At 38.5% G+C, this 13,824-nt stretch carries 9 protein-coding genes and 3 pseudogenes; 3 read left to right on the top strand and 9 right to left on the bottom strand.

Features of this window, described 5'->3' with window-relative positions; genetic code table 11:
* Positions 1 to 154: 154 nt before the first annotated feature.
* The gene (locus ACZ9AO_RS14190; RefSeq protein WP_476109354.1) at positions 155 to 1,042 is read left to right on the top strand and encodes a glycosyltransferase family 2 protein; all 888 of its coding nucleotides are present in this window, start codon (positions 155 to 157) and stop codon (positions 1,040 to 1,042) included.
* A 755-nt stretch (positions 1,043 to 1,797) separates the two neighbouring features.
* On the opposite strand, the pseudogene sat reads toward ACZ9AO_RS14190, so the two are convergent.
* From sat to ACZ9AO_RS14175, 3 genes and pseudogenes are all read right to left on the bottom strand, one after another.
* Positions 1,798 to 2,151: pseudogene (gene sat / locus ACZ9AO_RS14185) on the bottom strand (sulfate adenylyltransferase); the annotation flags it as partial.
* Positions 2,134 to 2,319, bottom strand: a pseudogene (locus ACZ9AO_RS14180) (UDP-N-acetylglucosamine 2-epimerase (non-hydrolyzing)); the annotation flags it as partial. The pseudogenes ACZ9AO_RS14180 and sat, both read right to left, overlap by 18 nt.
* Before the next feature lie 554 nt (positions 2,320 to 2,873).
* Complete coding sequence (locus ACZ9AO_RS14175) at positions 2,874 to 4,583, bottom strand: ABC transporter ATP-binding protein (RefSeq protein WP_476109291.1); 1,710 nt, start codon at positions 4,581 to 4,583, stop codon at positions 2,874 to 2,876.
* A gap of 217 nt (positions 4,584 to 4,800) precedes the next feature.
* Here ACZ9AO_RS14175 and ACZ9AO_RS14170 point away from each other — a divergent pair, with 217 nt between their 5' ends.
* On the top strand, positions 4,801 to 5,883 hold the full coding sequence (locus tag ACZ9AO_RS14170) for an MFS transporter (RefSeq protein WP_476109290.1): 1,083 nt from the start codon (positions 4,801 to 4,803) through the stop codon (positions 5,881 to 5,883).
* A 339-nt stretch (positions 5,884 to 6,222) separates the two neighbouring features.
* On the opposite strand, the gene ACZ9AO_RS14165 is transcribed toward ACZ9AO_RS14170, so the two are convergent.
* The 6 genes and pseudogenes from ACZ9AO_RS14165 to ACZ9AO_RS14140 form a co-directional block, all read right to left on the bottom strand.
* Positions 6,223 to 7,485 (bottom strand): LysM peptidoglycan-binding domain-containing protein, encoded by a 1,263-nt coding sequence (locus ACZ9AO_RS14165; protein WP_476109289.1) that lies wholly within the window; start codon positions 7,483 to 7,485, stop codon positions 6,223 to 6,225.
* A gap of 184 nt (positions 7,486 to 7,669) precedes the next feature.
* A complete protein-coding gene (locus ACZ9AO_RS14160; protein ID WP_476109288.1) occupies positions 7,670 to 8,419 on the bottom strand; it encodes a (S)-benzoin forming benzil reductase in 750 nt (249 codons plus the stop codon).
* Between the two features lie 441 nt (positions 8,420 to 8,860).
* A complete protein-coding gene (cls, locus tag ACZ9AO_RS14155) occupies positions 8,861 to 10,318 on the bottom strand; it encodes a cardiolipin synthase (protein ID WP_476109287.1) in 1,458 nt (485 codons plus the stop codon).
* 229 nt (positions 10,319 to 10,547) lie between these two features.
* Positions 10,548 to 10,811 carry a metal-sensitive transcriptional regulator gene (locus ACZ9AO_RS14150; RefSeq protein ID WP_034307218.1) on the bottom strand — a complete coding sequence of 88 codons (264 nt, stop codon included), beginning with the start codon at positions 10,809 to 10,811 and terminating at the stop codon, positions 10,548 to 10,550.
* A gap of 167 nt (positions 10,812 to 10,978) precedes the next feature.
* Entirely contained in the window at positions 10,979 to 11,422 is a 444-nt protein-coding gene (locus ACZ9AO_RS14145) for a CoxG family protein (protein WP_476109286.1), read from the bottom strand.
* A 272-nt stretch (positions 11,423 to 11,694) separates the two neighbouring features.
* A pseudogene (locus ACZ9AO_RS14140) lies at positions 11,695 to 12,177 on the bottom strand (transposase); the annotation flags it as partial.
* A 616-nt stretch (positions 12,178 to 12,793) separates the two neighbouring features.
* Here ACZ9AO_RS14140 and ACZ9AO_RS14135 point away from each other — a divergent pair.
* Positions 12,794 to 13,594, top strand: a complete 801-nt coding sequence (locus ACZ9AO_RS14135) for a hypothetical protein (RefSeq protein WP_476109285.1) — start codon at positions 12,794 to 12,796, stop codon at positions 13,592 to 13,594.
* The last annotated feature ends 230 nt before the right edge of the window (positions 13,595 to 13,824 follow it).

Genomic DNA, 13,824 nt, shown 5'->3' with positions numbered 1-13,824 from the left:
GAATATGTACCCTCACTTTAACTCATTGAACTACAAACTGAAACTTAATTACCACTTTCAACCTATGATCAAGGATTGTGATAATCCTCCATTAAAAACAATATCACAGTCCTTGCATCTTTCTTAATAATGAAAAATCGTTACAAAAGGAGAGATAAATGAAGTGAAAACTCATCCTTTAATTTCAATAATTTTTCCAGCTAAAAATGAAGGGGAAAATGTGAAAAACACTCTCGATTCCCTATTTTCTGTTGATACAAATTATTCCTTTGAAGTGATTATTATAAACGATGGATCATCAGATGATTGCTGCGATTTTCTTAATGCCTATAATCATGCAAACCGGGTTAAGCTTTTTGAAACAGATGGCATAGGAGCTGCCAGCGCACGAAATTTAGGAGCAGCAAAAGCTTCTGGAGAATTCCTGATTTTTTGCGATGCCCATTTACAGTTTGAAGATTTGTGGATCGATCATATTGTAGAACCCCTGCTTACAGGAAAATCTGATGCAGTAACCCCAGCAATCGCTTCGTTTGGCAATTCCGATTTCATTGGCTATGGTCAGACCTTAAAATCAAACCTCAGAATTAAATGGAACTCTAAACAAAATGGCCTCTTTGAAACTGCCGTATTACCCGGAGGATGTTTTATTATCTCAAAAAAAGTGTTTGAAGATGTGGGCGGATTTGAGACGGGATTTAAAACTTGGGGACATGAAGATGTAGAGCTTTCTATTAAGCTATGGCTATTTGGATTCCGCTGCCACGCCCTGCCTAATGTTAAAATAATCCACTTGTTCAGAAAAGCTCACCCGTATGAAGTTAGCTATGATGAAGTTTATTATAATTTATTAAGGATGGCCTACTCTCATTTTAATACTCATCGCATACAAAAGTGCAAAAAACTCATGATACATGTAAAAGCAAACCCGATTGAATCCCAAGTGCTCCTTGATGGAGTTAAAAAGCAGCGACGGGCCTACTTTCAAAAACGAAAATATGATGATGATTGGTACTTTGACAAATTCAATATAGATTTCTAGATTTTACAGATCCCCCATCCCCTTAAGAAAATCATGTCGTTTTTAAAATTCCTTTCTAAATAAACAACATGGGGAAACACGGAGTCTGTATCTGGTACGGGTTCATCACTTACTCAAACCAAAACACACATTTCAGGAATTACCAAGGCATAATAAAAACAACTTCAGATAAAAAAGGATAGATATACCATGTGGTAATGAAGGAAATATCCAAAAATACAGAATTAAATATGGGGATTGATATCGTCGATGAGAAAATAAAAAGAGATAAAGAAGAATATCCACTAAACAATGTACAGTTTTTTCATATGGACATTAGAAAAGTTTACCTGCCGCAGTAACAACTATACTGATAAATCACTAGTTATATGGGATTTGGATATCATCAATTTTTAACATATATTGCTCTACTTCCGCTTGCACATGATATTATCACCTTAGTTAGACTAAATAAAAAGTCCATTTAAATAACATGATGTTAAACTACTACTTGAATAGATCTTATTATGCCTAAAAAAGGGGATATATATCAAATTTCCCAAGAAATCAAAGATACAGGTTGTACAAAGTCATTTGTATAATGAGGTTAGCCGGGATGGTGTGGATATTTTAAATAAAGTCGGCTTTTCAGACTTAAAGCTGGATAAGCACTGTAACAAAGGCTTAATAACCCCCTTGTAGGGGCTTCCACTTATGATACCCGTTAGGATAGTAGTTGTGCCTTTTGGTTAACCCTCCCTTTTAGCTTCATGCCCTTAATTAATAAGTACTTCTGCCACCTCAGGGCGAGTAAATTCCGGTGGGCAGCAATTTCCTTGACTTTCGTTCCACTTAAAATGAACCTTTCGTCAGCAGAATGAGGGCATGTCTTCAAAGAAGCCATATAAGCTATGTTAAAAAAACAATGGTTTAATACCTATATCTTTAGGGTCAAACTGGCTGAATATTTTTTACGCATCATACGTTCCATAATATTTCCCTACCCCAGCATGATCACGGCCGACAATAAAGTGTGTACAACCATAATTCTTTCGAACAAGCGCATGAAATACCGCTTTCCTTGGACCTGCATAACGCATAGCGGCAGTGAGATTCAGCAAGACATAATCAGGGGTTCGTACCTTTAGCTGTTGGAAGAATATTTCACTTAAGGATGCGGTGAAATTTTGTCCAGTGTGCACTAGAATATGTGAATTGGCATATTGATCCAGTTTCTTTATGATTAGACTTAATCTAATAATTTCAGGTCGAGTCCCTAAAATAGTCATTACTTTCACGATTTACACTCCTTAATCTTTTCTGGTTTATGGCCTCACCGTCTACCCTTATTGTATGCACAGCCAATTCTATTGTTATAGGCTAACCTATTAGATTTCGCCTCAATTTGAACGAATAACCGATTAATAAGCCGCCATTCCCCCTCAACCCGGATTTAATTAAAAGACTTTTATTCCTTATTGAAATATTAATCAGACATGATGTTATATCGAACTTAATATTGATTGAACTCCTTTCCATGCTATTAAAAAAGCTATATGTCCTTGTAAGGACATATAGCTCAGACTGTAGACAAACTAGATGAAATCAAGTTTGTCTCAGTTTTTTAAGTGGTTTTATAAAACCTCAAACGTCGATTTCCACTTCAGGCACTCGCTTTCCGCGGGCGGTCCTCCCTCGGCTCCTTGCGCCTGCGGGGTCTCCCCTTGACGCGCTTTTCCCGCAGGAGTCTCGCACACCCGCTACAATCAACATTGTTTTGAAATTTTAGGTAAAACCCCTTTAGTCAACAAACTCAGCTTTCCTTGTTAGGACAAATAGCTTTTTATCATTTTTAGAATTGTAATTGATGCAGATTGGCAAAAATGCCCCCCTGCTTAAGTAAGTCATCGTGACCGCCTTCTTCAGCAATTCCTTCTTCCGTAACAACCACGATCTTGTCAGCGTTACGAATGGTTGCCAATCGGTGTGCGATGATTAACGTCGTTCTGTTTTCAGCTAGTTCCGTAAGAGCCTGCTGGATTATTCTTTCCGTCTCCGTATCGAGTGCAGAGGTTGCCTCATCGAGAATTAATATTGGCGGATTCTTCAAAAACATCCTCGCTATGGCAATTCGTTGTTTTTGTCCTCCGGATAATTTCAAGCCTCGTTCACCTATTTGAGTTTCATAGCCTTCTGGAAGTCCTTCAATGAAAGTCTCCAAATGGGCTTTCCTTGCGGCTTCTTGAATTTGTTCATCCGATGCTCCAAGCATTCCGTACGCAATATTCTCTTTTACTGTTCCTGTGAAAAGGAATACATCTTGCTGGACTATGCCAATTTGTGAGCGCAATGACTTTTTCGTCATTTCACGAATATCAATTCCATCAATGGATATTGAACCGGCCTTAACATCATAAAAACGTGGGATCAATGAACATATGGTCGTTTTCCCAGCTCCTGAAGGCCCGACAAAAGCGATGGTTTCACCAGCTTTAATTGTTAGATCAATTCCTTTTAAAACTGGCTTTTTGTCTTCATAGTTAAAAGAAACATCTTTAAAGGAAATATCCCCTAATAGGGTGGTCACCTCAATTGCATCCTTTTTATCCACTACATCAGGCGCGACATCCAATAGTTCCGTAAAACGCTTAAAACCGGCCATCCCTTTTGGATAGAGTTCCATCAACGCACTGATTTTGTCGATCGGCTTAAATAATACGTTAACATATAAGACGAATGCAACCAGTTCCCCATAAGAGAGCTGCCCATGAAAAGTTAGCCAAGCTCCAATCACCAACACGGCAAGGGTCATAAATCTCGTCATCATGTAAATGCCTGATAAGCTAAAGGACATAACCTTATATCCTAGTAGTTTCGCTTTACGGAATCTGCGATTATTAGTAGCAAATCTTTTCATTTCATATGTTTCATTCGTAAAGGATTGTACAACCCTCACTCCTGAGACGCTATCTTCCACACGGGCATTTACATCCGCAACCTCTGTATACATTTTCTTCCAAGCTTTATTCATCTTTAAATTACTTATGACAATCAATAGCACGAGGAACGGTAAAATACAAACCGATACGAGTGCCAGTTTCACATTGATTGTCAACATAATCCAAAATGCACCTATAAAAGTCATGAAGGCAATGAATAAATCTTCGGGACCATGGTGAGCAAGTTCACCAATATCGAACAGATCATTGGTTATGCGGCTCATGATATGGCCGGTTTTCGTGTTATCAAAAAAACGAAAAGATTGTTTCTGCACATGCTCAAATAATTCCTCACGCATATCAGTCTCGATATTTATACCCAATTTGTGGCCCCAGTACCCTACTATGAACTGTAAGAAGGTACTAATGATATAAAGCAGGAACAAACCGGCACTTACCGAAACTATGGCAGACCAATCGTCGCCAGGCAGCAGTGTATCAATAAACCACTGAACAGCTAGCGGAAATGCAAGTTCAAGTACAGCCACGACCACTGCACTGAAGAAATCAATAATGAATAACCGCTTATGCGGCAGGTAATATGAAGCAAAACGTCGAATCATCAAATTTTTCTCCTTTTTTACATATATTAAGGAGTATAATTCCATATTCATTATTCGGCAAGCATTTCAGAACCCCCATAATCATATTTGGTAAATTCATCATATAAAACACCCCTACCCGGCACATGCAATCTATTGAATTAAGGAAGTGAATCCAGTGTAAAAAAATAACCATTCTAAATATCCATGAACTTTATTTTCGTAAAGGATGGTATTCATGAAAAACACATCGTTTCGATGCCTTTGGATTGGTCAGGCATTTGCAAATCTAGGGGATTTTTTTTATGTAGTCGGGTTGATTTCACTATTATATAACTTGACGGGGTCTGCCTTCTATTTGAGTTTGCTCCCGTTCATTACAACGATTTTTCGGTTCATCAGCAGTTTACTTGCCCCCCTTGTCATCGACAAGTTTCCTTTAAAAAGAATCCTTGTACAATCTCAATGGTGGAAAACGATCTTACTCGTTTGCCTTGGAATCTTTATAATAAGTTTCGATCATGGTTTTTCTGTTGCCGTCATTTTCTTCATTGCCTTGATTTCATTATTGGACGGAGTCGCTGCCCCGGTTAGTGCAGCTTTAGTTCCTCAATTAGTTCCAAAAGAAGAGCGGATGAAAGCGAATGGTTTCTTGAATGTGATCACCCAGACCATCTTTGTAGCAGGATGGCCACTAGGTTCCGTCTTATTGATAGGTACCAACAGCAGTTTCATCATTTGGCTTACGGTCATGCTTTATGCCGTTTCAACGATCTATACAGGGAGAATCAAAGTCCCAGAACAAACGACGGACCCTGTTGCTCCATCAAACTGGGGTTCGATTAAATCCGGATGGGTTGCGATTCGTCAAATCCCAACTATCCGTACCCTCATTCCCATTGATTTCATAACCACTTTAGCTTCAAGCGTATGGGTGGCTGCCGTTATCTATATGTATGTAGAACAGAACCTGCAACTGGGTGAGGAATGGTGGGGGTACATTAACACAAGCTACTTTGTCGGCATGATTTTCAGTGGATTGATCGTCATCCGTTTTGCCAAGTTACTAGAAAAATATATTGGATTCTTCATCACTTTCGGGCTATTTCTCAGTTCACTGCTGATCCTGTTTTTTGGAACTACCAGTATTCCTGCATTAGCTTTGCTGCTGGCATGCCTGTACGGTCTCCCAGAACAAATCCGGGAAGTGATCTATACCAAGCTATTCCAAGACCATCTACGGAAAAGACTCTTGCAAAAATTCATGCCGTTTGGGGAGCAGTCATCAATCTTACATTTGCCGGCTCTGTCTTACTATTAGGCTTTATAACGGAAACATACAGTGTCAAAACAACGTTCCAATTTTCCTCCACCCTGATATTCCTTGCCTTTCTTTATGCAACTTTTAAAAGGAACGACTTAAAATGGAAGCAATGTGATCAATCGCTGTCAAGTAAGTCATCTAATCTTCCTAGATGATTTCGATTCACGAAAAAAAGGAGCCTTGGTTTTTCCATGGCTCCTTTTTTATCGTTTCAAGACCCGTCTAACAATATTGCCTCTCTTTAAAATCTTGCTCGGTATGATTGGCTTGCCTCTGTTAAAAGCTGTACAACCAAACAAGGGAAGTAAATATATAAACCGCCTGCACCCATTCATTCTATTTGATAATCCAGATATTATTATCTATAAACTCCCAATTCTGCGGGAATTCCAAACCAATCTGCCAATAAGTTGCACCTATCAGTTCATATGCATCAATCATTTCATATTTTGCACTTATCGATCGTATATCTTCAAACCAAACGACATGATTCGAATTCTCTCTTCGATAGGAATAGGAAGGTGAAGCGGCTGAGGTATCAAAAGTTATTTCAGCACCAGTTGCAATGGCAAGATTTTGGGCATTTTGAGCTGATAAAGCTTTCGTCTCGTGGCTTGGTACTATCCAATCGTATCCATACATAGGAAATGCCGACTGCAGTTTATACTCAGGAATATTCAACAAAGCATAACGAAGAACCTCTCCCATCCACCAAAGTGGGGAAATGGGTTCAGGCGGTCCAGTCGGATACCCATAGTCAATGGTCATCACGGCAACAAGGTCAGCTGCCTCTCCGATCCCCCGATAATCATGCCCGCCTACAATTCGATTATCAGGATTATCCGCTGTTTTTGCATGTACGTTCACATGCAGGATCAGTTCGTTCAACCCCTCCTTTAATTCTTTTAAAAAAAGCACATAATCGGAACGCCTGGCAGGTGGGATGAATTCGATGTCCATGCTGACACCCCCATAGCCTTTCTCCCTAACGAAAGTCAGCATACTATTAATTAAATTCGCTCTGTATACTGAACTAGCAAGGACATCACCAGCCAAATCAGCATCAAAATCACCATCTTGAAAGTTTCGGATCATCAGTAGCGGCTTCACCCCTGTCTGTTCGCATTTCGCGATAAGCGGGAGATCATCTCCATCAACGTACGCATTTCCTTCCCTTGTAAACGAATAAGCGACAATGGCTAAATAGGATAATTTATCACCATTCTGCTCAAGTGTTTCAAATACGACTCCACCTGAAGTCGGGAAGGCAAAACCCAGCGTAATCAATTGATTTTTGTAAGGAGATGGTATCAAAATTTCCGTACCGACTTTTAGCGAGTTTTCAGAGATTCCTGGGTTTGCCTCCTTGATTGCCGCTGCACTCGTACCAAAACGACTGCCGATTTTAGTAAGGGTATCCTGACTTTTAATTAGATACCTTCGATTCACCGCTTTTTCATTAGGTATATACAATGCCAGACCAGGAACCAAAGTTGTTGATTCCAATCCGTTGACTTCAATTATCCTCGATGGGGTAACTTTATTTTTCGAGGCAATTTCCCAAAGGCTGTCACCTTTTTTCACAATAATGATCGTCATTCAAAACCCTCCAAACTCCCTAAAAAAAGTTTATGTTATTCAGGTATTTGGATAGAACGAATTATCACATTTCCTAATGAAGATATTCTGGTTTTACAGTCGTTTTTTAATGGAATAAAGGATCACAAAAAAAGAGGCTGTCCAAAGGGACACCCCCACGCTATAAGCCATATTCTCCTATACATCAAAGTAAATTCTTAATGTCGTAGAACTTCCCATTCTCCAAATCTTCTGCTTCAAGCAGCTGCAAAAGTTTATCTGCCACAAATTCGGGGCTTCTTAATATGCCCTTCTCTTTATATTCATGAAATTTGTCTCGATCGGCAAAGTCCCGTTCGTCTGCTGATCGGATTGTCCCTTGCATCTCCGTATCCATTACACCTGGTGAAAAAGAAATGAGAGACGTAGGAAAAGACGTTTTATCCTGTTCCAACCCTGCAACCCGTGTAAACATTTCCAACCCCGCCTTAGTACTGCAATAGGCTGCCCAGCCATGATAAGGATTTTTTGCTGCTCCTGAAGATATGTTGACCAATACCTTCTTTCTGTTCCAGTGCTTTGTCTGTTTAACGAATTCATCAGCCAATACGATGGGTGCCATGAAATTCACCCGCATGCTCGTTTCCAAATTTACTATACCAAGGTTTCCTACCGGCTTAATAGGTTCAATGACACCTGCATTATTAATGAAATAAATGTCACTTGTATCATCGACGGCAGTAAGAATCTCATTGACTAAGGAAGGTAACTTTTCTGTTTCATTCAAGTCCAGCGAAATAAATGTAAGTTTCGTCCCGGAACGGTCAGCCATCCGCTGCATTTCAGGATGGACCGTACGGGAAACTAAAATGCAATGATCACTCGTCTGCAAACACCCTTTGGCGATGGCAGCACCTAAACCTTTTGAAGCTCCTGTGATTATAAACGTTTTCACGGCTTTTCCCCCTTTTCTGGATATAAACTATTGTATCAAAATCGAGTTCGGAATGGTCTCACCACATACCGTGGTTTTAAGATAAGACTACTGTTTTATGAAATCAAGCTCCGTACTTGTTTTAAACATGCAGGAAGCCTCAATTGAAACAAAAGAAATTCCATCTAAAATAAAGCAAAGTTGATTGGAGTGGGTGTGCGGGACTCCTGCGGGAAAAGCGCGTCCTAGGGAGACCCCGCAGCGGAAAGCGAGTGCCTGGAGAGGAAGTCAACGATTTTGCAAACTCAATGAATAACAATGGTCTAAAACTGAAAGGGAATGGATTTCTGAAATCAAGCTCCGTACTATTTTTCAAGGAAAAAAACTGCAGGCAAACTCGATTTTTCGAATTTGTCTACAGTCTGAACAGACCATGTAGTAATGGTTCGCTTATTTAAAATATTATAATATCGGTGATACCAGCCTTGCAATGGACTCTTTAAAACGAATCCACTTTGATCGCTTTTCAAACTCTTCAATTGTAAGCTGCCTGCATACTTCGACATCCTTATAAAAAATCCTGGTCAGTGTTTCGGCCATTCCTTCATCATAAATGAAGGCATTGACTTCAAAGTTCAATTTAAAACTACGGACATCAATGTTTGCTGTCCCCACCGAGGAGACCTCTTCGTCCACCACGATCATCTTCGCATGAATAAAGCCGTTATCATAGATGTATACCTTAGCACCCGCTCTTAATAACTGCCCTGCATTGAAAGTCGTTGCCCAATAAACAAAAAGATGATCAGGTTTATTCGGAATCATGATTTTCACATCTACCCCTGATAAGCTGGCAATCCTGAGTGCATCCAATAAACTGGCATCCGGTATGAAGTAAGGTGTTTGAATGAGAATCGATTTCTTTGCTGATGAAATTAATTTAATATAGCCATTTTTAATTTGTTCCCATTCTGAATCCGGCCCACTTGTCACTATTTGCAAATCTATATTCCCTTGAGTCTCTACAATAGGGAAATAATGAGGCTGATAAGTTATATCATGATGCTTTGATGCCTGATTCCAATCCAGGATAAACCGAGTTTGAATGGCTTTGACAGCCGAACCCTCTATACGAAGGTGTGTATCACGCCAATAACCGAATTTTGGATTAAGCCCTAAATATTCATCACCAACATTAAAGCCTCCAACATACCCTACTTTTCCATCTATGATCACGAGCTTTCGATGGTTACGGAAATTCAGTCGTAAATTTATAAATTTTAATTTGGATGGAAAGAATGCCTCCACCCGTCCTCCAGCCTGCCTAAATTCCCTGAAGAAACGTTTAGTCATCCCTCTAGATCCCAGTTCGTCATAAAGCAGCCGAACTTTAACGCCTTCATTCGCTTTTTTAGTCAAAGCTTCAATGAATCGTTTACCCAGGCCGTCCCTTTGAATGATGTAATATTGTATATGTATATGGTTTTCGGCCGCTTCGATATCTTTAAAAAGCTGGTCAAACTTATTTTTCCCTTCCGTAAAAATATCGACGTGATTATCTTCAGTAAGTACGGCATCATTGTTTCGGAGATGCATATAAATCAAATCACGATAATTACTCGAAGAAGCATTACGAAAAGGAAAATGATTCGTTGAAAGCTCGTCCATCTGTTTATCAATGATTTCTTCGATCCCGATCTTTTTCTTATCCTCCCATTGGAATAAGTGTGCGTGCCTTAAACTTGTTCCAAAAAGTAGGTATAAAATAAAACCGACTACAGGCAAAAAATATAAAACCAATAACCAAGCCCAGGTCGTGCTCGCTTCCCTTCTTTCGAAAAATATGACAATCGTTGCAAATAAAATATTTAGAATGATGACGAGGCCGAGCAAAACCGATGTAACATGCGTAAATTCCATAGCATACCCTCACTAAATTTTTATCCCTTTAAGGATACCATGCAAATTCTTTATATCAAAGGATTTGCTTATCAGAAATGAAAACAGAGAATTCACAAAAATGGACCTCTTCTTGTAGAGGCCCATTTTAAAAAATCCATCCACCCCGGACACTAAAATTCCTCAGATTGGCCAGGCAGTTTAATAATTTTTTGTCTTAAAAATTCCTATTTAACAATAATATAATTGCTTACCGGCTTTTCACTAATAAATTCACAGCTTCTTTCACTAGCTCTTCGGGATTCTTTTCTCCGGATTCATTAGCCTCCCGGACGCATTCAACAAGATTGGAACTTACTATTACCCCAATTGTCCGATCGATTGCAGATCTTGTCGCAGATAACTGCGTAACTACATCCCTGCAATCTTTATTATCCTCCATCATTTTCAAAATCCCACGAAGCTGTCCTTCAATTCGCTTCACTCTATTTTTAACCTGCTTATCGTATTCCATGTGAGGCCTCCTACCCTGCCTATTACTTATGTATCCTATCCAGATATCCATCATAAAACCCTTTCAGTCGAAATGAAGGTTTGATAAAAATCTTACAATTTATAATACATACCAATTAGGTATAATTGTCAAGTGCCAATATCCAATAAAACGCCAATATGTAATTCCTATTTTTGTACAATGAGACTTTGTGCAACTGACTCTGAGAACTCAATCGTCATTTGGGGAACGTAATTTTTTAACAAAGCATTGACGATAGGGGCTTTGGCGCCTTTTGCCGTAATCGCCAGGCAGCCAGTCATTTTAGTCTGTCCAATTCCGCACTCTTCCGCTAAAAAATAGCCATGCCCATCAAATTTTTCATTTAATCCATTAAGCTTAAATGTTACCTTATCGGGTTCAATCCATTCCAATATATTCACTTCCAGTTTAATTTTCTTCTTCATTAATCCCAAATCGCTTTTAAACTCCCAAATAAGAGTCCGCTCATTTAACATCTCATGATTGATATATCCTGGGACTAGAGGTGCCCAACGATCTATGACACTTACAAAACCCCATACCGTTTTTTTGGAAACAGGTAATATAATACTATGCACACCTTCTGACAAAGCAGTTCCCCCTTAAACATTCTATTTACATCTTTGTAATGTATGGCTGAACAATTTTGAATAGAACGGTAAGATTAGATTCTTTAACAAAAGTCTACCGGTGTAAGAAACCATTTAAAGATAATAACAGCAAAGAATCGCCCCTGTAAAAAAGGGACGATCCAGTATGTAGACAAAAGGGGCTCGGAATTATAAAATTCCGAACCCCTTTTGAAATTCCCTTTGATTTTTCGCCTAAAGTTAAGAGATGGGGGCTCTACGAGCCCACCATGTTAGGCCATTTTCGGACCTTGCCATGTCCAATTGGCCATCTTCTTTACATTCATGGCAGCGAAAGTAAGCATCGCCTTGCATCTACAATTCTTTAAGTCCCCTTAAAGTAGTCCAACGCATACCATACTTTTCTTTTGCATCTGCGAATACACGCTCAATCGCTTCTTTACGCTTCGCATATATAGGTTTTACATCTTGATGATGACGCAGATGATCTGCTTCTTACACATGTGTTTGCCAGATATGACGTGTTACCACTTTTTGACACCCAGACTTTCTGTACACTGAGATAAAAATGAGCAAGTTGTACAAATGTGTTTGGGCGATTTGTACTCTCGATAGCCCTCTTTATTTGTTGTTGAGTACTTTAATAGCTAACCCGTTGGGCAAAGGTAACAATCAAAATGTTCATCGTATACATAGTCCTGTTTGCGGAAGAATCCTTCTTTTGTGCGAGGGAGTGTATAAGTTAAAACCGGTTTAATTTCTTTGTATAGAATGTTTTTTTTGAATGAACATTTCCTCATTAGTAATCGAATTGAAGCTTATCGACATTTGGATATCTTCCTTATAAATACATTGAACGTCGAGTACAGCAAGGTAACATTGTTTACGTCAGGTAAGAGAAACTGAAAAGGGTCTACACAATCTAAACACCCATAGAGCAAGGCAAGCACACTAGAGGTTGAATCCCTGAGTCAACCTCTGAGAAGTCTAAGCCGTCTAACGATTCATCTCTTATAAAAAATACGGTCTCAAGGGTCAACACATGCTAGGTAAGTGCTAATTAGGGTCAGCAATTCTTTTTTTGGCTTTGTTAATATTGATGTTGACTTTTGAACAAATAAAAGAGACCACTTATTATGTTCTTCTTTAGTGTTTCTTAATGAAGTAGCTTACCCGCTATTTAGTGTTAAAAAAATTTGAGAAGTTAATTTTTCCTTTTTGTTAACAACCAACCTTCTTAAAAACGGTTTATAAACCCATAGATTTTTGCTGTTTGAGTTAGATTTATTTTCACTTTTGTACCATATTGTACAAACATCTTTTCTTTTAATGAATAAAATAACCCGAAAATAAAAAAAGAAAAAGGTGATTATGATTAAAAATCGTTATCCTATTTCACATTGTAATTCCTTTGTAGACACCACATATCTTTATAAGAAATGTGATCAAAAGAAACCGGATGATTGTCATTGTTGTCATAAGAAACACAGTGACTGTATTTGTAATCAAAAGAAACCGGATGATTGCCATTCTTGTCATAAGAAACACAATGACTGTATTTGTGATCAAAAGAAAACCGATGACTGTAATTTGTGCCATAAGAAACATAATGACTGTCACTGTGACGATAAGAAACATAATCTAGTAAGAGCATCTGCGTTCAGGGCTAATAAGAACACACCACAACTTTACGAAGCAGCGTTAACTCCCTCTGTAAAAGTTTTATTCCAAACTGAACAGTTTGATTTAGCAGATGAATATAATCCGCACATATCAACATTTATTCCAACTAAGGATGGAATTTATGAGATAACAGCAAAAGTCTCGTTTTGTCCGTCAAAAAGTAAAAGCAATGATTCCTCAAAAAACAAAAAAGCTAATTGCAAATGTGATTATTGTAAAAAAAATCATTCTTCAAAAGACAAAAAAAAGCACTTTTTAAAAGAAGGATATGTCGCATCCATTGCAATTAACGTAAACGGAGATGATTTAGATATTGTAAATGACTTCTTTGGTAAATCAAGACCTATTGGACTATCGGTTACTACAATCCTTCAGTTACAAGCAGGAGATTGGGTACAAGTAATATTTAGCGCAGATGCAAACGGAGAAATTTTAGCAGAGACACTTCTAACAAATTTTCAAGCTGCTAGATTTCCCTCTCCAATGTAAAGATCTTTTTTGCTTTTATTTGCTTAATTCTTACATTGAGCACCTAGATATCATATTTGTTAATTAAAGTTGAGTATTAGAATTTTTCAGGAGTTTTAAAAATCGGCTAATTGTGATGAGCAAGATTTAGTCGATTGTTTTGACGTCTGTAGAGCACAAGTGAGTCTTTATGCCGGAAGAGCTCATATTGAAACTTATTGGAAAATCTAGAGAAAAATAAGGATGATCAG

The organism is Peribacillus sp. TE19612 (assembly GCF_056279465.1).
This window is presented reverse-complemented; position numbering and strand designations above follow the sequence as displayed.

Bases quoted from the DNA above. Each gene is read 5' to 3' on its own strand.
- ACZ9AO_RS14175 (WP_476109291.1), bottom strand. From the start codon at position 4,583: ATGATTCGACGTTTTGCTTCATATTACCTGCCGCATAAGCGGTTATTC.
- ACZ9AO_RS14170 (WP_476109290.1), top strand. From the start codon at position 4,801: ATGAAAAACACATCGTTTCGATGCCTTTGGATTGGTCAGGCATTTGCA.
- ACZ9AO_RS14165 (WP_476109289.1), bottom strand. From the start codon at position 7,485: ATGACGATCATTATTGTGAAAAAAGGTGACAGCCTTTGGGAAATTGCC.
- cls (WP_476109287.1), bottom strand. From the start codon at position 10,318: ATGGAATTTACGCATGTTACATCGGTTTTGCTCGGCCTCGTCATCATT.
- ACZ9AO_RS14150 (WP_034307218.1), bottom strand. From the start codon at position 10,811: ATGGAATACGATAAGCAGGTTAAAAATAGAGTGAAGCGAATTGAAGGA.
- ACZ9AO_RS14135 (WP_476109285.1), top strand. From the start codon at position 12,794: ATGATTAAAAATCGTTATCCTATTTCACATTGTAATTCCTTTGTAGAC.